Source organism: Arthrobacter sp. JDC6, from assembly GCF_056484025.1.
The window spans coordinates 1,212,735-1,235,794 of the sequence record NZ_CM151278.1; the positions used below are offsets into that span (position 1 = coordinate 1,212,735).

Here is a 23,060-nt window from a genome sequence, read left to right on the forward strand (position 1 = left end):
GTTCCTAGCCCTCGGTCCGTGACCATTTGGTGAATCGGTAGCGCGTGCCGTTGGCGGCTGTCAGCCAGCCGTCCGGCGGGACGGAGGCGGACGCCACCCAACTGGGACCAAGCTCGGGAGCGAACGTGTCGCCGTCGGCCTTCATGTCGATGGTGGTGACCACGGCAACGTTGGCGAGGTCCGTGGACTGGCGGAAAACATCGCCGCCGCCCAGGATCCAGACCGTTTCGCCGCCGTCGACAAACTGCGACTCAAGGAGCGCGTCATCCAGCGAGGGAACCACGACGGCGCCCTCCGCCTCAGGCGTACTGGCCCAGCTTTTCTGCCGGGTGATGACGATGTTCGTGCGGCCGGGCAGGGGGCGGTACTTGTCCGGGAAGGACAGCCAGGTCTTGCGGCCCATGATGACCGGGTGCCCGGTGGTGAGGCGGGTGAAGTGCTTCAGGTCCTCGGGCAGGTGCCAGGGCATGTCCCCGTCCTTGCCGATGACGCCGTCGGACGTCTGAGCCCAGACCAGGCCGACGCCGGTGATGGAGGCGGCGAGCTCCTCCGTGAAGGACTGGGGATCGGTGAAGTTTTCGGTGCTCATACGGCGATCGGTGCCTTGATCGTGGGGTGGTGCTTGTAGCCCACCACCTCAAAGTCCTCCAGCGTGTAATCGAAGATCGAGGCCGGCTTGCGGGCGATCTTCAACCGCGGGTATTCGTACGGCTCGCGTTCCAGCTGCTTGAGGACCTGGTCCATGTGGTTCTCGTAGATGTGCACGTCGCCGCCGGTCCAGACGAATTCGCCGGGCTCAAGTCCCACCTGCTGGGCCACCATGCAGGTGAGCAGTGCATAGGAGGCGATGTTGAACGGGACGCCCAGGAACATGTCCGCCGACCGCTGGTAGAGCTGGCAGGAGAGCTTGCCGTTGGCCACGTAGAACTGGAAGAACGCGTGGCAGGGCGGCAGCGCCATGTCGTTGAGTTCGGAGACATTCCAGGCGGAAACAAGGTGCCGCCGGGAGTCCGGGTTGGACTTGAGGTTCTCGATTAGTTCGGCGATCTGGTCGATGTGCCCGCCGTCCGGTGTGGGCCAGCTGCGCCACTGCACACCATAGACCGGGCCCAGGTCGCCGTCCTGGTCCGCCCATTCGTTCCAGATGGTGACGCCCTGGTCCTGCATCCACTTGATGTTGGTTTCACCGCGCAGGAACCACAGGAGTTCAACGGCAACGGACTTGAAGTGGACCCGCTTGGTGGTGATCAGCGGGAAGCTCTTGGCCAGGTCAAAGCGCATCTGGCGGCCGAAAACGCTGGTGGTTCCGGTTCCCGTGCGGTCCGACTTATGGGTGCCGGAGGCCAGGACATCGCGCAGGAGGTCTTCATAGGGAGTAGGGATGCTCACGCCCCAAGTCTACTGGCTGCCTAGTCGTCGAAGGGCTTGAACTGCTCCACCGCCACGACCCGTTTCTTTCCGCCGTTGGCCACGTGGCACACCACCACCTCGCCGGGGGACAAGTAGGGCTCGCGGCCGGGCAGGAGCTTCGCCAAGGGTGCCGGCGTATGGGTGGCCACCTGCTTGAGGACGGTGGGCAGTGCCGGCCGGTGCGTGCAGACAACCACGGGCCGCTGCTTATCGAAAAGGGATTCGATGACGGCCGCGGTCTTCTTGGGACTGCGCTGGTGCTTGTGTTCGGTCAGGCCTTCCGCCAGCTTCACTTTCGCCCCCGCCGCCCGCGCGTAGGGGGCCACGGTTGCCACGCAGCGCAGCCATGGGCTGGTGACCACCCGCATGGGCTTCCACACATCCAGGAGCCGGCCGACGGCCTGTGCCTGGCGGTTGCCTGTGGCCGCAAGCGGACGCTCGCCCTCTGCCTTGCTCCAGGATGAGCGCGGCTTGGCTTTGGCGTGCCGGAGCACCAGCAGGGGCCACGTGTCCAGGGTGCCCGCTTCGTGCGCGTCCCGCAGGTGTTCAAGAGGCGCGACGTCGGAAGGGTTGGACAGCAGGCCGGCCGCCTTTTCTGGGGCGCACCACATGACGCTGTCCACCTCCTTGCCGTCCGGAACCAGGGTGTTGCCGTTGACTTTGACCGCCCAGTAGTAGACCTTCTTGAGGCCCGACGCCACGTGGTAGTGGATAGGCGGCAGCGGTATGCCCAGGGGCGCGCGGAGGCCGATCTCCTCCCACACCTCACGGACGGCGCATTCGGGAATGGTCTCGCCGTTGTCGATCTTTCCCTTGGGCCAGGACCAGTCGTCATAGCGCGGGCGGTGGATCAGCGCGACTTCCAGGAGGTCCTTGTTGACCCGCCACGGGATGGCGCCCGCAGCGGTCACGGCTACGGGTTCCCCCGGGTGGTCAGTCTGGTCGGCTACGAGTGCATCGCTCGACAACGCGGCTGCCTATCGCCGGCTCAGGCTGCGTTGACGCGGCCGGGACGCCAACAACCAGGACTGGACATCCTCAAGCGGCTTCCCGTCCTCGGACAGGTGGTGCCGGTTCCAGCGGCCCTCGTTGTCCAGGTGCCAGCTGGATGTTTCCGGCGCCATGTAGCGCTTCATGAGGTCCAGGACATAGGCGATGTCGTCCGCGCTGGCCAGCTGGACCAGCGCCTCCACCCTGCGGTCCAGGTTGCGGTGCATCATGTCGGCCGAACCGATGTACACCACGGGATCCCCGCCGTTGGCGAAAGCGAACACCCGGGAGTGCTCCAGGAACCGGCCCAGGATGGACCGGACAGTGATGTTGTCGCTCAGCCCGGGAACGCCGGGGCGCAGCGAGCAGATGCCGCGGACCACCACATCCACCTTGACCCCCGCCTGCGAGGCGCGGTAGAGGGAATCGATGATGGCCTCATCGACCATGGAGTTCACCTTGATCTGCACATGTCCCGGCACGCCGGCCCTGGCGTTGCGGATCTCGGTCTCGATCCGGTCGATAAGTCCCGACCGGACGGAACGGGGTGCCACCAGGAGCCGTTTGAAGGTCGATTTCGGTGCGTAGCCGGAAAGCTGGTTGAACAGCTTGGACAGGTCCTCGCCCACCTGTTCGTTCGCCGTCAGCAGGCCCAGGTCCTCGTAGTAGCGGGCGGTCCGCGGGTGGTAGTTGCCGGTGCCGATGTGGCAGTAGCGGCGGAGCCCGTCCACTTCCTGGCGGACCACCAGCGACAGCTTGCAGTGCGTCTTCAGGCCCACGATCCCGTACACCACATGCACGCCGGCCTGCTCCAGTTTGCGGGCCCAGGAGATGTTGGCCTGCTCATCGAAGCGCGCCTTGATCTCCACCAGGGCCAGGACCTGCTTGCCGGCCTCGGCGGCATCAATCAGCGCGTCAACGATGGGGGAGTCGCCGGAGGTGCGGTACAGGGTCTGCTTGATGGCCTGCACCTTGGGATCCGCCGCGGCCTGTTCCAGGAACGCCTGCACCGAAGTTGAGAACGAATCGTACGGGTGGTGCAGCAGGATGTCGCGGCGGCGCATGGCGGCAAAGACGTTCGCCGCCTTGGAGGTCTCGGACTCATTCAGGTACCGGGACGTGTGCGGCACGTGCTTGGGGTAATGCAGGTCAGCGCGGTCGATTCCGGCGATGACGGACAGGCCGCGAAGGTCCAGCGGAGCCGGCACCGAGTAGACCTCGGATTCCTCCACGCCCAGCTCGCGGATCAGCAGGGCCCTGATGTTGGGGTTGATGTCGTTGGCCACCTCCAGCCGGACGGGCGGGCCGAAGCGGCGGCGCAGGAGTTCCTTCTCCAGGGCCTGCAGGAGGTTTTCGGCGTCGTCCTCCTCCACCTCCAGGTCCTCGTTGCGGGTGACCCGGAAGGTGTGGTGTTCCAGCACCTCCATGCCCGGGAACAACTTGTCCAGGTGGACGGCGATGACTTCCTCCAGCGCAATGAACCGGGCCACCCGCCCGGGCACCGCGCCGGCGCGGGGGCCGTCGATGGAGATCAGGCGGGGCAACTGGTCCGGCACCTTCAGGCGGGCGAAGAGCTCCTTGTCGCTGACAGGGTTCCGGACCACCACGGCCAGGTTCAGTGACAGGCCCGAAATGTAAGGGAAGGGGTGGGCAGGGTCAACGGCCAGCGGGGTGAGGATGGGGAAGACTTTTTCCGCAAACATCACGCTCAGCTGCTGCTTGGCGGCGTCGTCCAGTTCGTCCCAGTGCATGAGGTGGATGTGCTCGTAGGCCAGGGCCGGGCGGATCTGGTCAGCGAACACCTGGGCGTGCCGTGCCTGGAGCCGGTGGGCTTCCTCGCTGATCCGCTCCAGCACCTCGACGGGGCTCAGGCCGGCGGGGGAGGGGACGGCGAGTCCCGTGGCGATACGGCGCTTGAGGCCAGCCACGCGGACCATGAAGAACTCGTCCAGGTTCGACGCGAAAATGGAGAGGAAGCTGACGCGTTCCAGCAGATGCAGGGTGGGGTCCTCGGCCAGTTCCAGGACCCGCGAATTGAACGCGAGCCAGCTCAGCTCGCGGTCCAGGAACCGGTCAGGCCGGATGTCGCCTTCCGGCTGCAGGTTCGGCGCGAATTCAGGGATGTCAATGCGGTCCTGGGTGGCCCTGGAGGCCGGTACCTCGGAGGAGCCGAAGCGTGCCCGTACAGGCGCCGCAACATCCTGGGACGTAGCTGTTCCGGAGGGTTCCGGGTTCATGGCTTCTCCTTTAGCTGGCGCGTTGGTGCCGGCGCTTCCGCCCCGCGCGGTTCCCTTTCAACCTTACAAGCATTCACCCACGCCACGGCCCCTGTTTCACGCGGGCGGGGGATTCTTCCGGCTGGTCCTGCCTACCCCGCCGCCGGGCCATACATGACGTCCATGTCCCAGCGCGTAAAGCCGAGCCGCCGGTAGAGGGCAACGGCCGCGGCATTGTCGGCGTCCACATAGAGCATGACCCCGTTCAGCCCGGAGTCGCGGAGGTGCCTGATGCCGGCGATGGTCAATGCCTTGCCCAGGCCCATGCCCTGGGCTTCGGGTGTCACGCCCACCACGTACACCTCGCCGATGGCTGGGTGCGAGCCGTGCCGGGGGTGGACTTTGGTCCAGTGGTAGCCCAGAAGGCGGCCGGCCCGGTCCTCCGCCAGGAAGAACCCGGCCGGATCGAACCAGTCCTCCGCCATGCGCGCCTCGAGGTCCGCCCGGGTGAGGTTCCCCTGTTCCGGATGGTGGGCGAAGGCGGCCCTGTTGGCGGCCAGCCAGGCGTCCTCATCCTTGCCCGGCACGAAGGTGCGGATGGCCACCCCGTCCGGGAGGCCGGCGTCGGGAAGCTCCGCGCCCGCCGTCGTCATCCGCATCTTCCACAACTCACGCACCGGCGCATAGCCGTACCGCGCAGCAAGGTCGGCAGCTGCCTCGTGGTTGCCGTGGGACCAGGCGTTCAGCCCGCCAAAGCCCCGGACCTCCTTGAGGGCCCCCACCAGGCGGTCCGCTACGCCCTGGTTCCGGTAGGAGGGGTGGACGGCGATCTCCAGGATGCCGTGGCCGTCCGGCTCCTCAACCACGACGGCGAAGCCCGCCAGGTCCTGTCCGGTCGCCGGATCGGAGTCCTCGTCGGGTGCATACAGGGCCAGCGTCAGCAGGGTGTGCTCCGCGGAGTCCCCGGCGCGCATGGTCACCAGGGTCTGCTCGGAGATGGAAGGGTTTCCATCCGATTCCTCAGCCGCGGCCAGGAGGTCGCGGCAGTCCTTCAGGAGTTGCTGGTCAACTCCGCCCCGGACGACATGGACGGGCCACTTCTGCGGATGCGCTGGAGTCATGAGCCAAGGCTATACGTCAATGGCGCGCCGGGGCTTAGGCCTCGGTGAGTTCGTCTTCCTGCTGCCGGACGAGGGTGAGGCGGTAGCCGACGTTCCTGACCGTGCTGATCAGGTTCTCGTGGTCCGCGCCGAGCTTTGCCCGGAGGCGCCGGACGTGGACGTCCACGGTGCGGGTGCCGCCGTAGTAGTCGTAGCCCCAGACTTCGGTGAGGAGCTGCTGCCGGGTGAACACGCGGCCTGGATGCTGGGCCAGGTATTTCAGGAGCTCGAACTCCTTGAACGTCAGGTTCAGCGGGGCGCCGTTGACGCGTGCCGTGTAGCTTGCCTCGTCGATGATGACGCCGGCGGCGCGGATCTCACTCGGAGCGTCTTCCTGCTCGGGGACTGCCCGGGCAACGGACAGCCGGATACGCGCCTCCACTTCGGCGGGTCCGGCGGAATCGAGGACGATGTCGTCAACGGCCCACGCGGAGGAAACGGCGGCCATGCCGCCTTCTGTGAGGATCAGGACCAGGGGAGCGCTCAGCCCGGTGGCTTTCAGGAGCTGCGTGAGTGAACGGGCGCCCACCAGGTCCTTGCGGGCATCCAGCAGGACGACGTCGCAGGGGTCTGTCTCAAGGAGGGCCGTGGGCTCGGCCGGGAGGATGTGGACCCTGTGGTTCAGCAATTCGAGGGCAGGCAGGATGTCCACCGAAGAACCGGTGCTGTTGGTCAGTAACAGGATGTGCGACATTGTTCCTCCAAGGGCCGTCCGCGCATCATTGGGCGACTGAACCGGATTCTCACCGGCCGGTACTGGCTTCCTGCACGAGGCTCTGGGCCGTCAGCACGCCGCCGGCCAGCTACCTCAGCAGGGAGCGTAGCTGAACCTTGAGTATACCCGGCGGCCTCCTCCAGGCCACAGATCCAGGCCGCGGACGGGAGCGTTTTGCGACATATGCCCTTCACATAAGGCAGGATTGAAGCAGGGCGGACCAGCCCTGCCATGAGAGGGCGGACCAGCCTTCCGGCCAACGCCAGGATGGGAAAACAGCGCAGTGAGTGCACCGACGAAGCACAGGCCGGGCCCTGCATGACGGCGGACCTGCAGGCACCCGTGCGTTCGCTGGGTTCCTGGACCATCGGCGTTGTCGGCATCGCCGGCCTGGCCGCCATCATCGCCGGGGTCTATGCCTCGCCTGAAGCACTCGTCGCCGTCGGTGTCGCCATCGCCGCCGCTGTGGGGATCGGGTGGCCGCATTTCCTCCGCATCCCCGCCAAGAAGACCCTTGCCGCCGTCATCGCCCTGCCGGGCGCAGGCGCTGCCGTGGCGGCCGGCGTGGCGCCGGCCCCGGGCTACCTGGACTGGACACCGGCCTTCGTGGCGCTGGGAATGATGGCGGTGTTTGTGGTGCAGTTGGTCCGCGGTACGGGACAGGCCCAGCGGCTGGAGTCCACACTGGGCTGCTGCGCCGGTGTCCTGCTGTCCTGCCTCGGCGCCGGCTGGGTTGCCGGAGCGCGGTTCAACGGCGTCCGCGAAATGCTGCTGGTAGCGGCAATCAGTGCCGCGGTGGCCCTGCTGGCCGGCCTTATCCGCTGGCCGGACAGCATCATTGCTCCGCTGGGCATTGTCCTGGCGGGCCTGGCCGGGCCGCTCGCCGGACTGGTCCTGTCGGACATCGCCGTCCTGCCGGCCGCGGTCTTCGGCGTGGTGGTGGGCGCGGTCCTGGCAAGCTTCCGCAGACTGGCCACGCTCCGCGGCGCCCCGCTGAATTTTGCGGCCGCACTGAGCATGGGCCTGGCCCCCGTCTCAGCGGTGGGATCCCTCGCTTACTTCATAGACAAACTACTCATCTACTAACGGGTTAGGATGGCACCATGTCCGTACTTGCTTTTGAAATCTTCTTCCTTGTCCTGCTCGGCATCGCGAGCCTGTCCATGGCCTGGTTCGCCGGATTCGTGGTCTACCGCCTCTTCAAGGGCCAGAAGTAGCCACCCCTCTTCCGGAGCCGGCCGTATCTCGAGGTAGTACAAATGCCCATTGAGATTCCTACAGATCTGACCCCTGAACTCGTCCCCCTTTCGTGGCTCATTGGCGAGTGGGAGGGCCGCGGCCGGCTGGGCAGCGGCGACGAGGATTCGGAACACTTCCTGCAGCACGTCTCCTTCACCCACAACGGCCTGCCGTACCTGCAGTACCGGGCCGAGAGCTGGTTGACCGACGACGAGGGCACGCGCCTGCGGCCGCTCACCGTTGAGACCGGCTTCTGGGCGCTTGAACGCAAGCAGCTGGATGCCGACGGCGGCCCGGGCCTGGTGCCTGCCGACATCGTCCCGGTGTTGAAGAGTGCCGATGAGGTGGAGGCGCTGCGCAACAAGGACGGCGGCTTCGACATCTCGGTGTCCATCGCCCACCCAGGCGGCATCACCGAGCTGTACTACGGCCAGATCAAGGGCCCGCAGATCCAGTTGACCACCGACATGGTGATGCGTGGCAGCCACTCCAAGGAGTACAGTGCGGCCACCCGGATCTTTGGCCTGGTGGATGGCAACCTCCTGTGGCGGTGGGACGTGGCGACAGGCGGCGAAACCGGCAAGGGCCTTGAAGCCCACGCCTCCGCGTTCCTGCATAGAGTCTCCTGAACAGGAAAGAAACCTCATGGAAGACGGCACGGATCAAGCACGAAAGCCCAGCGGCTACGGCGACCTCAAGGCCGTCTTCTTCAACGGCACCCTGAAGAAGTCGCCGCAGACATCCAACACGGACGGGCTGATTGCCATCAGCCGCCGCATCATGGAAAAGCAGGGTGTCAGCACCAGGGTGATCCGTACCGTGGACCACGACATCGCCAGCGGTGTCTACCCGGACATGACCCAGTACGGGTGGGCCACGGACGAGTGGCCGGATCTCTATCCCGCTGTCCAGGAAGCTGACATCGTGGTGGTGGCGGGCCCCATCTGGCTCGGTGACAACTCGTCGCAGACCAAGAAACTTATCGAGCGCCTCTACGCCCACTCCGGCCAGCTCAATGACAGGGGCCAGTGGGCCTTCTATCCAAAGGTGGGCGGCTGCCTGATCACCGGCAACGAGGACGGCATCAAGCACTGTTCCATGAACATCCTCTACAGTCTTCAGCACATCGGCTTCAGCATCCCGCCGCAGGCCGACGCGGGCTGGATCGGGCCGGTTGGTCCGGGCCCAAGCTACCTGGATGAAGGCTCCGGCGGCCCGGAGAGCGACTTCACCAACCGCAACACCACCTTCATGACCTGGAACCTCCTGCACCTGGCAAAGATGCTGAAGGATGCGGCTGGCTACCCGGCCTACGGCAACCTGCCCAACGAATGGAACGCCGGTACCCATTTCGATTTCGAAAATCCGGAATACCGTTAGCCTCCAAGGACTTCTACTTCATATGACTACGCCCAGCCCCTTGTTGTCGCGCCCCGGCGCCGTCGAGGCCGGCGGCCCTGACGCCGGAGTCGCCGCCCACTACGGCGAGCCGCTGCGCGAGCAGCGCGCGCTCGCTGCCGGAACCGCCGTCGTCGACCTTTCCCACCGCGGCGTGGTCACCGTCACCGGCCCGGACCGGCTGAGCTGGCTTAATACCCTGTCCTCCCAGCAGGTGACCGCGCTGAAGCCGGGGGAGTCCAGCGAGCTGCTGCTCCTCAGCGTCCAGGGCCGCATCGACTTTGACGCCCGGGTTGTCGACGACGGCGGGACCACGTGGCTGATCGTTGAGGCCGCCGAGGCAGCGCCGCTGGCGGAGTACCTCAACCGGATGAAGTTCATGCTGCGGGTGGAAATCGCCGACGTCTCGTCCGACTGGGCAGTCGTGGGCAGCACCCGGGCCGTCCCGGAGTGGTCCGGCCGCCTCGCCTGGCAGGACCCGTGGCCGCACGTATCCGCCGGCGGATACTCCTATGCCACCGTGTCGGAGGAGAACCATCCGGGGCTGGAGCGCCCCTGGTTCGAGTACCTCATCCCGGCCGCCGAACTGGAAGAGGCCGTTGCGGGGCGGTCTCTGGCCGGTGTCCTCGCCGCGGAAGCCCTGCGGGTCGCCGCCTGGCGCCCCCGGATCGGTGCCGAGACGGATGACAAGACCATCCCGCACGAGCTTGACCTGCTGCGCACCGCGGTGCACCTGGCCAAGGGTTGCTACAAGGGCCAGGAGACCATCGCCCGCGTCCACAACCTGGGCCACCCGCCCCGCCGGCTGGTCTTCCTGCAGCTGGACGGCTCGCAGCACACCCTCCCCGCCGCCGGCAGCCCGGTCATGGCAGGGGACCGGAAAGTCGGGACCGTCACCTCCGTGGCGCAGCACTACGAGATGGGTCCTGTGGCCCTGGCAGTCATAAAACGTTCCGTGGCCGCGGATGAGATACTGACCGTCCTGGACGGCGATGAGCCGTATGCCGCCGTCCAGGAAATCATTGTTGCCCCCGATGCCGGCCAGGTGGTGGGGCGCCAGACCGGATTCCTGAGGGGGCCACGCTGATGACCGAGCACACCGGGACCACGCCTGCCGGCGTTGGGACGACGGCAGCGGAAGGGCACGACGACGACGCGCTGGCTTTGGCGCAGGCGCTCTTCGAGGCTGCGCGTGAGGGGAGCGACGCCCTGCTGGGTGCCTACCTGGACGCCGGGGTTCCCGCGACCATGACCAACTCCGCCGGTGACTCCCTGCTCATGCTGGCCGCCTACCACGGCCACGCCGGCACCGTTGGGCTGCTCCTGCAACACGGCGCCGACGCCAACGCCGCCAACGACCGGGGCCAGACCCCGCTCGCAGGCGCCGTATTCAAGGGCTACACGGACGTGGCCCGGGTCCTGCTTGACGCCGGAGCGGATCCGGACGCCGGTGCGCCCTCGGCACGCGCCGCGGCGCAAATGTTTGCCCGCACGGAGATCCTGGACCTGCTGGGCTAGCTCTGCCCGGGTTCCGCCCGGCACCAACAAAAACTCCTGAAGGATGACCGAGTGGAAAACGTAGCAAAGCCCTGGCCGGCACTGTGGTCCCTGGTGATCGGGTTCTTCATGATCCTGATCGACACCACCATCGTGTCCGTGGCCAACCCCCGCATCATGGAGGGGCTGGACGCCGACATCAACTCGGTCATCTGGGTGACCAGCGCCTACCTGCTGGCCTACGCCGTCCCGCTGCTCATCACCGGCAGGCTGGGCGACAGGTTCGGGCCCAAGAAGCTCTACCTCTCCGGCCTGGTGGTCTTCACCCTCGCCTCGCTGTGGTGCGGCCTCTCAGGCGACGTCCGGATCCTGATCGCCGCCCGTGTCCTCCAGGGCCTTGGCGCCGCGATGATGACGCCCCAGACCATGGCCGTGATCACCCGGATCTTCCCGCCGGACCGCCGCGGCTCAGCCATGGCGGTCTGGGGCGCAACAGCGGGCATGGCGACGCTCGTCGGGCCCATCCTTGGCGGCGTCCTGGTGGACGGCCTGGGCTGGGAGTGGATCTTCTTCATCAACGTGCCCATCGGCGTCGTGGGCTTCATCCTGGCGCTGCGCAACGTCCCGGCCCTGAGCACCCATCCGCACCGCTTCGATATTCCCGGCGTCCTGCTGAGCGCCGTCGGGCTGTTCCTTCTGGTGTTCGGGATCCAGGAGGGCGAAACCTACAACTGGGGCACCATCACCGGGCCCATCAGCGTGTGGGGCCTGATAATCGCCGGCATCGTGGTGCTGGCTGTCTTCGTCCTGTGGCAGCGGTTCAACAAGGGCGAGCCGCTGCTGCCGCTGGCGCTGTTCCGGGACCGCAACTTCTCGCTGGCCAACATCGGGATCACCACCGTCGGCTTCACGGTGACCGCCTTCAGCCTGCCGCTGATCTTCTACTACCAGCTGGTCCGGGGCCTAACCCCCACACAGTCCGCCCTCATGATGGTGCCCATGGCACTGATCTCCGGCGGGCTTGCACCCGTGGTGGGCAAGCTGGTGGACCGCGTGAACCCGAAGTTCATCACGGCCACCGGGCTGGTGCTCATGGCGGTGGCGCTGCTGTGGAACTCGGTCCTGATGCAGCCGGATACGCCCATCCTGATGTTCCTGCTGCCCAGCGCCGTCCTGGGCTTCGCCAACGCCGGCATTTGGGCCCCGCTGAGCACCACTGCCACCAGGAACCTGCCGCCGCGCCAGGCGGGTGCCGGTTCGGGCGTGTACAACACCACCCGCCAGATCGGCGCGGTGCTGGGCAGTGCGGCCATCGCTGTGTTGATCCAGTCGCGGCTGGCCGCCGAGCTTCCCTCGGGAGGGCCGGGCGGGTCCGCCGGGGAAGGACTGGCAATGGGTGGCTCGCTGCCCGGGTTCCTGCACGCCGGATTCTCGACCGCGATGGGCCAGTCCATCCTGCTGCCCGCCGGAGTGATCCTGGTGGGGGCGGCGGTGGCACTGTTCTTCGCCAAGCCGCAGCCGGTCCAGGGCTGGGGGACGCAGGGCCAGGACCAGGCGTCAGCGAAGGTGGACGCTGGTCTGGATTCCGCCGGCTGAGAGGCCAAGCTGCCTGGCCAGTGCCAGGCAGCCGGTGTTGCTGACGTCCGCACGCCACTGCAGCGTCAGCCCGGCGGCGAGGGCCTCGTGCGCCGCGATGGACGCGGCCAGCGAGCCCAGGCCGCGCCGCCGCCATTCCGGGTCCACCAGTACGCCCATGTTGGCCAGCAGGCCCTCCCATTCGCCGTACGCACCGCAGGCCAGGGGCACGCGCCTGCCGTCCTGCTCATGCACGATGGTGTAGCGGTTTTCGAGGTCGGAGAGCCCCACTTCGTTGACGTCGTCCGGCGGGCAGCGGCCCTCCAGTTCAATGGCCTCCGGGTTCCCGTGCGAGACCGTGAGTTCCCCGGAGGGCTGCTGCAGCGGCAGGTCGTCGGCGAAGAACAGGGCGGCAGCGCCGAGCCCATGGCCGCCCCGGTCCCTGGTCAGTTTCAGCAGCGTGACGTGCTGGGCCATCTCCTCGTCCGGAATGTCCGTTGCGGCTTCGATGACGCTCTGCGGGCCCACCAGCGCGGAACTGCCAAACAACCGGACGAACTCGACGGTCCGGGCCGATTCGTCCGCCCGGACGATCCTTGCCCCGGAGACCAGGGCGTCCCCGAACGCGTCGTCGTCAAGGCCCAGCCGGCGTGCCCACGCCAGCTGGATGATGGCCGCTGAGCCGGGATCGAGTGTCATGGTCCCAGCCTAGGGCGGCCCACTGACTTAGCCGAACAGGACCGCGGCTTCGTCGTAGCGGTTTTGCGGGACGGTCTTCAGCTGGCCCAGGGCCTCTTCGAAGGCAACGTGCCGGATGTCGGTGCCCTTGAGCGCCACCATGGTGCCCCAGTAGCCTTCCACCACGGAATCGATGGCAGCCATGCCAAGCCGGGTGGCCAGGACCCGGTCGAAGGCCGACGGGACGCCGCCGCGCTGGATGTGGCCCAGGATGGTGGCGCGGGTTTCAATGCCGGTGCGTGCCTCCAGTTCGGGGGCGAGCTGGTCCGCGATGCCGCCCAGCCGGGGACGGCCGAAGGTGTCCAGGCCGCGCTCGGAGTGCGGGCTTTCCATGTGTTCGGGTACGAAGCCTTCGGCCACCACCACCAGGGGCGCGCGGCCACGATGATGGGCTTCCTTGACCCATTCGGTGATCTGCTCGATGCTGACCTTCTGCTCCGGGATCAGGATGGCGTGCGCGCCTGCGGCCATGCCGGCGTGCAGGGCGATCCAGCCCACGTGCCGGCCCATCACTTCGGCGATCATGCAGCGGTGGTGGGATTCGCCGGTGGTGCGGAGCCGGTCGATGGCTTCGGTGGCGATCTGCACGGCAGTGTCGAACCCGAAGGTGTAGTCGGTGGCGTCAAGGTCGTTGTCAACGGTCTTGGGGACGCCGACGATCTTGAGTCCGGCGTCGGTCAGGCGCTTGGCGGCGGCGAGTGTTCCCTCACCACCGATGGCGATGATGGCGTCGATGCCCAGCCGGTCCATGTGGGCCTTGATGGCCTCGGGGCCGCCGCCGTTTTCGAACGGGTTGGTGCGGGAAGTGCCAAGGATGGTGCCGCCCTGCTTGGCGATGCCGCGGACCATGGTGCGGGGGATGTCGATGATGTCCCCCTCCACCACACCCCGCCATCCATCGCGGAATCCGACGAATTCCTGGCCGTGGACGGCGATGCCCTTAAGCACGGCGCCTCGGATCACGGCGTTCAGTCCGGGGCAGTCGCCACCGCTGGTGAGGATTCCAATTTTCATGTTCGGCTCAAATCCTGGAGAGAAGGTTTACAGGCAGAGCGCCACGCTGAGCTCACCTAGAAGTGTAATGGGGTGTGTGGGGTACGACACAAACCGGTTACATGGGGGTGCCCGGGCCGGGCAGTGCCGGGACAGGAAAGGCCCCTGCTGTCGGGGAGTGTCCGCGAAAGCAGGGGCCGTGGTCGTGGCCGATTTATGGTGCCGGCGCCAGTGTGTCCGGCGCCGGCGACTTGGCTGGTCAGGGCCGGTTGAGCGACCGGCGGTCCAGGAACGTCTGGAGCAGGATCTCGTTGCGCTGGTCCGGGAGGATCACCCAGGCCAGGAGGTAGAAGATCACGGCAGGTCCGGGGAGCAGGCAGAACAGCAGGAATGCGATGCGGACGTAGGCGACGTCGACGTTGAGCTTGGCCGCGATGCCGCCCAGCACTCCGCCGAGCCACCGCTGTGGGCCGCGCTGCAGGCCAAGGCCCCTGACAATGCTGAAGAACTTATCCATGGTTCAAGACTTCCCTGTAGTTGATGCGTTGTCACGTTTGCGGGCTGAGAGCAGGCCGCCGGCCACCAGGGCCACACCTGCGCCGATCATGAGGCCGATCAGGACGTAGGTGCCATTGAGTGTCACGATGCCCAGCTGCGCCACGATGATGAGTGCGGCCAGCGCCAGGACGATCAGTCCCCACACCACCGTCCCCACCCTCGCCGGTGCCGGTCCGGCGGGGTCTTGGCCCGCCGTCGTCGGAATGTTGCTGCTGTCCATGTCAGTTGCCTTCCTGGATTGTGACGTTGCTGAACGTGCCGTCGATCCGCACCACCAGGTGGTTGCCGGGCTTGTCCGCGTTGTAGCTGCTTTCGCGGGTGGTGGTGCCGCCGCGCTGGCCGGTGGCCTCGTTAAGGTTTCCCATGGTCATGTCCGCCTTGATGTCGACGGGCAGGTTCTGCGGGATCACCACGGTCACGTTGCTGGCGGTGATGTCCAGGGGAACCACGACGTCGGACGTCAGGGGGGCGGTGGGTGACAGGCCCGTGAGGTCCACGGTGCCCCGCCCGGCGGTGATGTCGATGCCGCCGCGTGCCTCCTCAATGCTTGCCGGGTTCCAGTCCACCTGCTGGAAACGCATCCGGCCGTCGTCCAGCGTGTTGTAGATGCCGCCGGTAACCAGGGCGATTACGGCAAAGAGGCTCAGGACGCCGGAGGTGCGGCCGCGGAAACCCGCCACCAGGATGCCCAGGCCTAGCACTGCTGCCGCGCTGGCCCACACGATGGCGTTGGCGGAGCCGCCCAGGTCGATGATGTTTGCGGCATCCAGCGCCTTGAGGCCACCGCCCACCACCAGGGCCGAGCCCGTGGCGATGGCGACGGCGGGAGCGCCGGGGCCGGACGGTCGGGGCTTTGGCGGTTGCGGGGGCACCCACGGTGCGGGGTAGCTGCTTCCACCGGGAACGCCGCTGCCCGGCCCGCCTGGGCCCGGCCCGCCGCTGCCCGGCCCGCCTGTGCCCGGCCCGCCTGGGCCTGTGCTGCCTGAACCGGAGCCGTTTGGGCCGGCGGAGGTGCCTCCGACGGGAACACCGGTTCCGATAGGAGTGCCGTGTCCGCCCGGGCCATAGATACCGGTGGACGCTGAGCTGGTGGGGCCGCCGCTGTACCGGGGCGCCGCCGGGAAGCCGGGCGCCGGCCCGGAGGGCGTGCCTGCGGAGAACGACGAGGTGTAGTCCGCGCCCGGGCGTCCGGCCGGGTGGCCCGCGCCGGGGGCTGCCGGCGTGTGGCCGGCCATGGTGGGGTGGGACTTGTTGCGCTGGGAAAGGTAGTAGACCAAATAGATTGCGCCGGCCACCCAGAAGACGGTCCAGAGCAGTCCGCTGAGGCCGTTATGGCTCCAGCCCCAGAAGCCTCCGCCCAGGCCGGTGAGACCCAGGACCGTGGCAATCAGGGAGCCCGTCATGCCACTGGACCAGCGTCCGGCGCCGGCTTCCTGGACGTGGATCCGGCCGTCCGGTTCCGGCAGGAACGCCCATGCCAAGCCATAGAAGAACACGCCAATGCCGGCCAGGAGAGTGAGGACAATGAAGGCGCCGCGGATGATGATCGGGTCCACGTTCAGCCGGTGGGCGATTCCGCTGCAGACGCCGCCGACCCAACGGTCGTTGCCCCGGTAAATGCCGTTGCTGCGGATCCAGCCGAAGAAGTCGGTGGAAGGAGTTGGGGCGGTGGGGCTGCTGCGGTAGGCATAGCCCTGGGTGTTATCAGCGGGATCAGGGCCCGGTCCGGCACCCGGATCAGCTGAGGGACCGGCGCCAAGACCACCTGACGGGCCGGCCGCGGGACCGGCACCCGGGCCAACCTCAGGCTCCGGAGGCGTTGCAGGGGAGGACGGCAGCGGCTCCGTGGGCCGCTCGCTGTCGGATCCGGGGATGGCCCCGGCAGGGTGTTCGTCGTCAGGGGAGGGGGTCTGCGAGTTCATACCTTGATCCTCCCGTCCGGGCCCGTCGCCGCTCTACTGGGGGATACCCTGAACGGCCCCTGAGCTGTCCCCGGTAAGCGGCCGGATACAGTCCGGGCAACCCTGATCCGTGTTTGGATTGATCCATGACAACCCTCCCGGTGCGCCCGCCCCTGGCACGGAGCAGCGACCGTGTCATCGCCGGCGTCTGCTCCGGCCTCGCCGCGCACCTGGGCTGGCCGGTCAAGAATGTCCGGCTGGGCATGGTCCTCGCCTCCTTCGCCGGCGGGGCCGGCCTGGTCTTCTACGCATGGCTCTGGATCATGGTGCCCACCGCGGATGAGGCCGCGCGCCGCAACGCCCGCCGGCCGGCGTCGCCCATTGCTCCCGCCGTCAGCCAGCTGGGACCGGGCCAGCAGCAGCAGGCCCAGCCGGCGCAGGAGACGGCGTCCGACGGCGGAGCACCAGCAGGTGCCGATGGGCCCGTTCCGGCCGGAGCGGGAGCCTCCGGAGAGCCCCCTTGGTTCCGGGCGCGCGGGATGCGGTACGGCAAGGAAATCCTGCTGGGCTGCGGGCTCCTGCTGGTGGCCGGCATCATGATTGCCCAGATGCTGGGCGTGGACGTGTCCCTGGGGACGCTGATCCCGGCTGCAGCTGTGCTGGGCGGCGCGTCGATCGCCTGGATGCAGCTGGATGAGACGCGCCGCGCAGGGCTGGTGGACAAGACCAAAGCGGACCAGGCCGGCGGGTGGGGCAGGCTCGCTGCAGGACTGGCGCTGGTGGTGGCAGGGGTCCTGGTGATGGTTTCCGGCTCGGGCTCCTGGGAACAGACCTGGCTGGCGCTGTTGGCGTCCGTGGCCGTCCTGGGCGGCGTGGTGCTGGTCCTGTTGCCGTGGGCGCTGAAGTTCTGGCGGGACCTGGAATCGGAACGAGCCGGCCGGATCCGGGAGACGGAACGGGCGGAGATCGCTGCCCACCTCCACGATTCCGTGCTGCAGACACTGGCCCTGATCCAGCGGCGCGCCGGCAACGAGCATGACGTGGTCCGCCTGGCCCGTGCCCAGGAACGCGAGCTGCGCGGCTGGCTGTTCCAGGACCCCGGCCGTGAAAGCGGTCAGCTTTCAGACCGGATCAAGGCTGTTGCGGCGGAGGTGGAGGACCTGCTTGGCAACGCCGTGGAGGTGGTCACCGTGGGTGACGCCGCCATGACCGAGGCGCACGAAGCAATGGTCCAGGCAAGCCGGGAGGCCATGCTCAACGCCTCGCGGCACGGCGGCGGAACCGTCTCGGTCTACCTTGAGGCATCGGACGGGCAGGCTGAGATCTTCATCAAGGACAGGGGACCCGGTTTCCAGCTGGGGGACGTCCCGGCGGACCGCCTCGGTATCAGGGAATCGATCATCGGCAGGATGAAACGGCATGGCGGCTCGGCGGCCATCCTCAGCACGGGGGATGGTACCGAGGTCCGCCTGAGGCTGCCGGCTGCAGCAGAACACGCGGAAGGAAAATCATGAACACGACCCAGGGGACAAGTACCGGAAGCGCCCGGCCGGCAAACTCCGTGAGGGTGGTCATCGTGGACGATCACGCCATCTTCCGGTCCGGGCTGAAAGCTGACCTCGACGCCGGCATCCAGGTGGTGGGGGAGGCCGCCACCGTTGAACAGGCCATTGCCGTGATCGCCCAGCAGCGGCCCGACGTCGTTCTTCTCGATGTCCACCTGCCCGGAGGACTGGGCGGCGGCGGCCGGGAAGTCATCGCCGGCTCCGCCGCGCTCCTGTCCACCACCCGTTTCCTGGCATTGAGCGTCTCCGACGCTGCGGAGGACGTGGTGGCCGTCATCCGCGCCGGTGCCCGCGGATACGTCACCAAGACCATCTCCGGTGCCGAGATCACCGACGCCGTGTTCCGGGTGGCCGGCGGCGACGCGGTCTTCTCCCCACGCCTTGCCGGGTTCGTCCTGGACGCCTTCGGCACCGCTCCTGCGGATATTGCCGATGACGAGCTGGACAAGCTCTCCGCCCGGGAACTTGAGGTCATGCGCCTCATCGCCCGCGGCTACAGCTACAAGGAGGTGGCCAAGGAGCTCTTCATCAGCATCAAGACGGTGGAGACCCACGTGTCAGCCGTGCTGCGCAAGCTCCAGCTCTCAAGCCGCCACGAACTGACCAAGTGGGCAGCCGAGCGCCGCCTCCTCTAGACGCCCCATCAGATCCTGCGCCTTAAACCCAAACGCCCCATCATCTTTCGGGCCTTAAAACCAAACGCCCCATCAGATCCTGCGCCTTAAACCCAAACGCCCCATCACCAGGTGATGGGGCGTTTGGGTTGTTCCTGCGGAAGGTGATGGAGCGACTACTGGGCCTTGCCCAGGAAGTCCTGCAGGCGCTGGACGCCCGTGGCGAGGTCGTCGTCGCCCAGGGCGTAGGACAGGCGCAGGTAGCCCGAGGGGCCGAAGGCTTCGCCGGGAACCACTGCCACCTCAACCTCGTCAAGGATGAGCGAGGCCAGTTCCGCGGAGGTCTGCGGCGTGGCCGTACCGGACGCGGTCGGGAATTCCTTGCCCAGCAGGGCACGGACGTCCGCGTACACGTAGAAGGCGCCCTTCGGCGTCGGGCATTCCACTCCGTCGATCGCGTTCAGTCCTGCCACGATCGCCTTGCGCCGGCGGTCGAACGCAACCTTCATTTCGTCCACGGCGGTCAGCGGACCCGACACGGCGGCGAGGGCGGCGATCTGCATGATGTTGGACACGTTGGAGGTGGCGTGCGACTGCAGGTTGGTGGCAGCCTTGATGACGTCGGCCGGGCCGATCATCCAGCCCACGCGCCACCCGGTCATGGCGTACGTCTTGGCAACGCCGTTGAGGATGACCACCTTGTCGCCCAGTTCGGGGGCCGCGGTGGCGATCGACGTGAACGGCACGCCGTCGTAGGTCAGGTGCTCATAGATTTCGTCCGTGACCACCCACAGGCCCTTGGCGGCGGCCCACTTGCCGATTTCCGCCACCTGCTCAGGGGAGTAGACGGCGCCGGTGGGGTTCGACGGCGAGACGAACAGCAGGATCTTGGTGCGGTCCGTCACGGCTGCTTCGAGCTGTTCGACGGTCACCAGGTAGTCCTGTTCGGGGCCGGCGAAAACCTCCACGGGGACGCCGCCGGCGAGCCGGATGGCCTCCGGGTACGTGGTCCAGAACGGGGTGGGAACGATGACTTCGTCGCCCGGATCCACCAGGGTGGCGAAGGTGTTGTAGACGGCCTGCTTGCCGCCGTTGGTGACCAGGACCTGGGAGGGGTCCACCTGGTAGCCGGAATCGCGGAGGGTCTTCTCGGCGATGGCCTTCTTCAGCTCGGGCAGGCCGCCGGCGGGGGAGTAGCGGTGGAACTTGGGCTGCCCTGCAGCCTCGATGGCCGCCTGCACGATGTAGTCCGGGGTGGGGAAGTCGGGTTCACCCGCGCCGAAGCCAATAACGGGCCGGCCAGCTGCCTTCAGCGCCTTGGCCTTGGCATCGACGGCCAGGGTTGCGGATTCGGCAATTGCGGAAATGCGTTGGGAAACGCGGGCGGCAGACATGGCAGGTCCGTTCTTCGCTTGCAGCCGGGTGGCTGGAATGTGGGATTCGACGAGTTCTACTCTATGCTGTTCACCGGACCCTCCGGGGAGCCGGTTTTGATTTATGACTGCCCTGCGCAGCACCTTTCAGGCCGGACTTCGGACGGACCGGGCCGGGCTGGTTTTACCTACGCGAAGTTCTTGCGTAGACTGGTTCACCGGTGTTGAAACACGGATGATGACGTGCGCCCCAGTTCAAGCTGGTGTTGGGTCGTCAAAGAGTGGAATTCACTCCATAGGGTAGTGGCGCAATTGGTAGCGCAGCGGTCTCCAAAACCGCAGGTTGCAGGTTCGAGTCCTGTCTGCCCTGCGCAAGCTGCTCCGGGCGAAAGCCCGGGGCAGGCGCAGCAACCATGGTTCTGATCAGGGCCGGGTAATCCACCATTGCAAAGATGAGCGAGGACCAGGTGACCGAAACAGCTGCCAGCAGCTCCAAGGGCCGCCCAGCTAAGAAGGAAGCCAAGGCAAACTTCTTCGCCCGCATTGCACTCTTTGTCCGCCAGATTATCGGCGAACTGAAGAAGGTTGTTGCCCCCACCCGCAAGGAACTGATCAACTACACGCTCGTGGTGCTGGTGTTCGTGGCCATCATGATGGTCATCGTCAGCCTGCTGGACATTGGTTTCGGAACCGCTGTCAGCTGGATCTTCGGCGGTACCGGCCCCAAGGACAGCTAAGGCTGCACAGTCCGCAGGCCGCGTGTTCCATCCGGGAAACCGGAAGGGATGCGCCGGTGTGCGGGATTGAGCCATTTAAATAGGCATGTTAGGCAATGAGGAAGCAGGAGACCAAGTGTCTGAGCAGGAGCTCGAGGTAACCGAGACGGGGCTGGAAGAATCCCCGGACGTCACGGCAGAAGCCGGTGAAGAGTCCGAGGTTGAGTCCTCCACGCCCGAATCCGACGACGCCGCCTCCGACGTGGTAGTTGCTGCCGAAGGCGATGCATCAGACGCTGACGGGGAAGACGAGTCCGCCGACGCCCTCGCCGCCGCGGCAGCAGCTGCAGCCGTGGATCCCGCTGAGGAGTTCAAGGCCAAGCTGCGCCGCCAGGAAGGTGACTGGTACGTCATCCACTCGTACGCAGGTTACGAAAACCGCGTGAAGGCCAACCTTGAAACCCGCATCCAGACCCTGGACATGGAAGATTACATCTTCGAAATCCAGGTGCCCATGGAAGAAGTCGTGGAGATCAAGAACGCCCAGCGCAAGGTGATCAACCGCGTCCGCATCCCCGGCTACGTCCTGGTCCGCATGGACCTGACCGACGCCTCCTGGGGCGCCGTCCGCCACACCCCCGGCGTCACCGGATTCGTGGGCAACGCCCACAACCCGGTCCCGCTGCGCCTTGACGAGGTCTTCTCCATGCTCGCCCCTGTCTTCGAAGAGGAACAGGCCGAGAAGGGCAAGCCGGTCAACAAGCAGAACCAGGCTCCCGTGGCCGTCGACTTCGAGGTCGGTGAATCCGTCATCGTCAAGGAAGGTCCCTTCGAGACCCTTCCCGCCACGATCTCCGAGATCAAGCCCGAGTCCCAGACCCTCGTGGTGCTGGTCTCCATCTTCGAGCGCGAAACGCCCGTCACCCTGGCGTTCAACCAGGTCACCAAGATCTGAGAATCCTAGAATTCGTCCCGGCGCCGCCCGCTTAGCTGCACCGGAACGGCCGGCCGCCTTGCCATGGCGGCCAAAAACCTGAGGCACGCTCCTGTGCCCCAGGACGTTATTGAGAGAAGGACCCTACATTGGCTCCCAAGAAGAAGGTCACCGGCCTCATCAAGCTGCAGATCCAGGCAGGTGCCGCCAACCCGGCCCCGCCGATCGGTCCTGCGCTTGGCCAGCACGGTGTCAACATCATGGAATTCTGCAAGGCGTACAACGCTGCGACGGAAGCCCAGCGCGGAAACGTCATCCCCGTGGAAATCACGGTCTACGAAGACCGTTCCTTCACGTTCATTACCAAGACCCCGCCGGCTGCAGAACTCATCAAGAAGGCTGCAGGCGTCGCCAAGGGTTCAGCAACCCCGCACACCGTCAAGGTTGCCAAGCTGACCCAGGCCCAGGTCAACGAGATCGCCTCCACCAAGATGGAAGACCTCAACGCCACCAGCCTCGAAGGCGCAGCGAAGATCATCGCCGGCACCGCCCGCTCCATGGGCATCACCGTCGAGGGCTAACCACCCTTCCCGCTGTCCAGCGTCAGGTAGTTGACGACGACGGGCGGCACCGCCGGGACACCGGCACCAAACACATTGAAATGTTGGTCATCCGGGCCGGATAACGAACCGGATCACCGACTGTGGCAGGGCCCAGCGCGGTCCGCAGACCACAACTGCACAAGGAGAAATAAGCAGCATGGCAAAGCGCAGCAAAGCATATGAGGCAGCAGCCGCCAAGATCGACGCGGAGAAGCACTACGCACCGTTCGAGGCAGTAACGCTGGCCAAGGACACCAACCCGTCCAAGTTCGACGCCACGGTTGAGGTTGCCTTCCGCCTCGGCGTTGACCCCCGCAAGGCCGACCAGATGGTCCGCGGCACCGTCAACCTGCCCCACGGCACCGGTAAGACGGCCCGCGTCCTGGTCTTCGCCACGGGCGACAAGGCTGAGGCCGCAATCGCAGCCGGCGCCGACTTCGTTGGTTCCGACGACCTGATCGAAAAGATCGCCGCCGGCTGGACGGACTTCGACGCCGCCGTTGCCACCCCTGACCTCATGGGCAAGGTTGGCCGCCTCGGTAAGGTCCTGGGTCCGCGTAACCTGATGCCGAACCCCAAGACGGGCACCGTGACCCCCGACGTCACCAAAGCCGTCAACGACATCAAGGGTGGAAAGATCGACTTCCGCGTCGACAAGCACTCCAACCTGCACTTCATCATCGGCAAGGTTTCCTTCGACGCCGTGAAGCTGGCCGAGAACTACGCAGCCGCACTGGAAGAGGTCCTTCGCCTCAAGCCGTCCGCATCCAAGGGCCGCTACATCCAGAAGGCCACCGTGGCCACCACGTTCGGCCCGGGCATCTCCGTTGACCCCAACGTCACCAAGGTGCTCACCGAGGCGTAAA

24 protein-coding genes and 1 tRNA gene are annotated in these 23,060 nt (G+C 66.6%); 13 read left to right on the forward strand and 12 right to left on the reverse strand.

Annotated features, from left to right (window positions below; genetic code table 11):
• Positions 1-4: 4 nt before the first annotated feature.
• The 6 genes from ACV095_RS05665 to ACV095_RS05690 form a co-directional block, all read right to left on the reverse strand.
• Positions 5-589, reverse strand: a complete 585-nt coding sequence (locus tag ACV095_RS05665; protein WP_018769097.1) for a dihydrofolate reductase — start codon at positions 587-589, stop codon at positions 5-7.
• Entirely contained in the window at positions 586-1,389 is an 804-nt protein-coding gene (locus ACV095_RS05670; RefSeq protein WP_268001744.1) for a thymidylate synthase, read from the reverse strand. Before ACV095_RS05670 ends, ACV095_RS05665 begins: the two co-directional genes overlap by 4 nt.
• A 20-nt stretch (positions 1,390-1,409) precedes the next feature.
• Complete coding sequence (locus tag ACV095_RS05675; RefSeq protein ID WP_134163692.1) at positions 1,410-2,378, reverse strand: NUDIX hydrolase; 969 nt, start codon at positions 2,376-2,378, stop codon at positions 1,410-1,412.
• A gap of 9 nt (positions 2,379-2,387) precedes the next feature.
• Positions 2,388-4,637: an RNA degradosome polyphosphate kinase gene (locus tag ACV095_RS05680; RefSeq protein ID WP_018769100.1), complete on the reverse strand. Its 2,250-nt coding sequence runs from the start codon at positions 4,635-4,637 to the stop codon at positions 2,388-2,390.
• Between the two features lie 131 nt (positions 4,638-4,768).
• Positions 4,769-5,737 (reverse strand): mycothiol synthase, encoded by a 969-nt coding sequence (gene mshD, locus ACV095_RS05685; protein ID WP_018769101.1) that lies wholly within the window; start codon positions 5,735-5,737, stop codon positions 4,769-4,771.
• A gap of 34 nt (positions 5,738-5,771) precedes the next feature.
• Positions 5,772-6,470 carry a winged helix-turn-helix transcriptional regulator gene (locus tag ACV095_RS05690; RefSeq protein ID WP_478223091.1) on the reverse strand — a complete coding sequence of 233 codons (699 nt, stop codon included), beginning with the start codon at positions 6,468-6,470 and terminating at the stop codon, positions 5,772-5,774.
• A 339-nt stretch (positions 6,471-6,809) separates the two neighbouring features.
• Between ACV095_RS05690 and ACV095_RS05695 the strand changes: the two genes are divergently transcribed.
• The 6 genes from ACV095_RS05695 (at position 6,810) to ACV095_RS05720 (ending at position 12,221) form a co-directional block, all read left to right on the forward strand.
• Positions 6,810-7,577 carry a hypothetical protein gene (locus ACV095_RS05695; protein WP_043424912.1) on the forward strand — a complete coding sequence of 256 codons (768 nt, stop codon included), beginning with the start codon at positions 6,810-6,812 and terminating at the stop codon, positions 7,575-7,577.
• A gap of 173 nt (positions 7,578-7,750) precedes the next feature.
• Positions 7,751-8,359, forward strand: a complete 609-nt coding sequence (locus ACV095_RS05700) for a nitrobindin family protein (RefSeq protein WP_018769104.1) — start codon at positions 7,751-7,753, stop codon at positions 8,357-8,359.
• A 16-nt stretch (positions 8,360-8,375) separates the two neighbouring features.
• Complete coding sequence (locus ACV095_RS05705) at positions 8,376-9,110, forward strand: flavodoxin family protein (RefSeq protein ID WP_478223092.1); 735 nt, start codon at positions 8,376-8,378, stop codon at positions 9,108-9,110.
• A gap of 22 nt (positions 9,111-9,132) precedes the next feature.
• On the forward strand, positions 9,133-10,215 hold the full coding sequence (gene ygfZ, locus ACV095_RS05710) for a CAF17-like 4Fe-4S cluster assembly/insertion protein YgfZ (RefSeq protein WP_478223093.1): 1,083 nt from the start codon (positions 9,133-9,135) through the stop codon (positions 10,213-10,215).
• The gene (locus ACV095_RS05715) at positions 10,215-10,646 is read left to right on the forward strand and encodes an ankyrin repeat domain-containing protein (RefSeq protein ID WP_018769107.1); all 432 of its coding nucleotides are present in this window, start codon (positions 10,215-10,217) and stop codon (positions 10,644-10,646) included. The genes ygfZ and ACV095_RS05715 overlap by 1 nt, the downstream gene beginning before the upstream one ends.
• Before the next feature lie 51 nt (positions 10,647-10,697).
• On the forward strand, positions 10,698-12,221 hold the full coding sequence (locus tag ACV095_RS05720; protein WP_018769108.1) for a DHA2 family efflux MFS transporter permease subunit: 1,524 nt from the start codon (positions 10,698-10,700) through the stop codon (positions 12,219-12,221).
• Here the strand turns inward: ACV095_RS05720 and ACV095_RS05725 are convergent.
• The 5 genes from ACV095_RS05725 to ACV095_RS05745 all read right to left on the reverse strand — a co-directional run bounded on the left by ACV095_RS05725 (position 12,183) and on the right by ACV095_RS05745 (position 16,411).
• Complete coding sequence (locus ACV095_RS05725) at positions 12,183-12,899, reverse strand: GNAT family N-acetyltransferase (RefSeq protein WP_134163695.1); 717 nt, start codon at positions 12,897-12,899, stop codon at positions 12,183-12,185. The two genes, ACV095_RS05720 and ACV095_RS05725, sit on opposite strands and share 39 nt — an antisense overlap.
• Positions 12,900-12,926: 27 nt before the next feature.
• The gene (locus tag ACV095_RS05730) at positions 12,927-13,952 is read right to left on the reverse strand and encodes an ATP-dependent 6-phosphofructokinase (RefSeq protein ID WP_018769110.1); all 1,026 of its coding nucleotides are present in this window, start codon (positions 13,950-13,952) and stop codon (positions 12,927-12,929) included.
• 238 nt (positions 13,953-14,190) lie between these two features.
• Entirely contained in the window at positions 14,191-14,448 is a 258-nt protein-coding gene (locus ACV095_RS05735; protein WP_018769111.1) for a PspC domain-containing protein, read from the reverse strand.
• 3 nt (positions 14,449-14,451) lie between these two features.
• Positions 14,452-14,709, reverse strand: a complete 258-nt coding sequence (locus ACV095_RS05740) for a hypothetical protein (protein ID WP_018769112.1) — start codon at positions 14,707-14,709, stop codon at positions 14,452-14,454.
• A gap of 1 nt (position 14,710) precedes the next feature.
• The gene (locus tag ACV095_RS05745) at positions 14,711-16,411 is read right to left on the reverse strand and encodes a PspC domain-containing protein (protein ID WP_478223094.1); all 1,701 of its coding nucleotides are present in this window, start codon (positions 16,409-16,411) and stop codon (positions 14,711-14,713) included.
• 125 nt (positions 16,412-16,536) lie between these two features.
• On the opposite strand from ACV095_RS05745, the gene ACV095_RS05750 reads away from it, so the two are divergent.
• Positions 16,537-17,904: an ATP-binding protein gene (locus ACV095_RS05750; RefSeq protein WP_478223095.1), complete on the forward strand. Its 1,368-nt coding sequence runs from the start codon at positions 16,537-16,539 to the stop codon at positions 17,902-17,904.
• Complete coding sequence (locus tag ACV095_RS05755) at positions 17,901-18,590, forward strand: LuxR C-terminal-related transcriptional regulator (protein ID WP_018769115.1); 690 nt, start codon at positions 17,901-17,903, stop codon at positions 18,588-18,590. The genes ACV095_RS05750 and ACV095_RS05755 overlap by 4 nt, the downstream gene beginning before the upstream one ends.
• 155 nt (positions 18,591-18,745) lie before the next feature.
• Here the strand turns inward: ACV095_RS05755 and ACV095_RS05760 are convergent, their stop codons facing one another.
• Positions 18,746-19,963: a pyridoxal phosphate-dependent aminotransferase gene (locus ACV095_RS05760; protein ID WP_018769116.1), complete on the reverse strand. Its 1,218-nt coding sequence runs from the start codon at positions 19,961-19,963 to the stop codon at positions 18,746-18,748.
• Positions 19,964-20,239: 276 nt separating this feature from the next.
• Between ACV095_RS05760 and ACV095_RS05765 the strand changes: the two genes are divergently transcribed.
• From ACV095_RS05765 to rplA, 5 genes are all read left to right on the forward strand, one after another.
• Positions 20,240-20,312, forward strand: a tRNA-Trp gene (locus tag ACV095_RS05765).
• Between the two features lie 82 nt (positions 20,313-20,394).
• Positions 20,395-20,679, forward strand: a complete 285-nt coding sequence (gene secE / locus ACV095_RS05770; protein ID WP_056388913.1) for a preprotein translocase subunit SecE — start codon at positions 20,395-20,397, stop codon at positions 20,677-20,679.
• A 115-nt stretch (positions 20,680-20,794) separates the two neighbouring features.
• On the forward strand, positions 20,795-21,613 hold the full coding sequence (nusG, locus tag ACV095_RS05775) for a transcription termination/antitermination protein NusG (RefSeq protein WP_018769118.1): 819 nt from the start codon (positions 20,795-20,797) through the stop codon (positions 21,611-21,613).
• A 128-nt stretch (positions 21,614-21,741) separates the two neighbouring features.
• Positions 21,742-22,173 (forward strand): 50S ribosomal protein L11, encoded by a 432-nt coding sequence (gene rplK / locus ACV095_RS05780; RefSeq protein WP_003803853.1) that lies wholly within the window; start codon positions 21,742-21,744, stop codon positions 22,171-22,173.
• 178 nt (positions 22,174-22,351) lie between these two features.
• Entirely contained in the window at positions 22,352-23,059 is a 708-nt protein-coding gene (rplA, locus tag ACV095_RS05785; protein ID WP_018769119.1) for a 50S ribosomal protein L1, read from the forward strand.
• The last annotated feature ends 1 nt before the right edge of the window (position 23,060 follow it).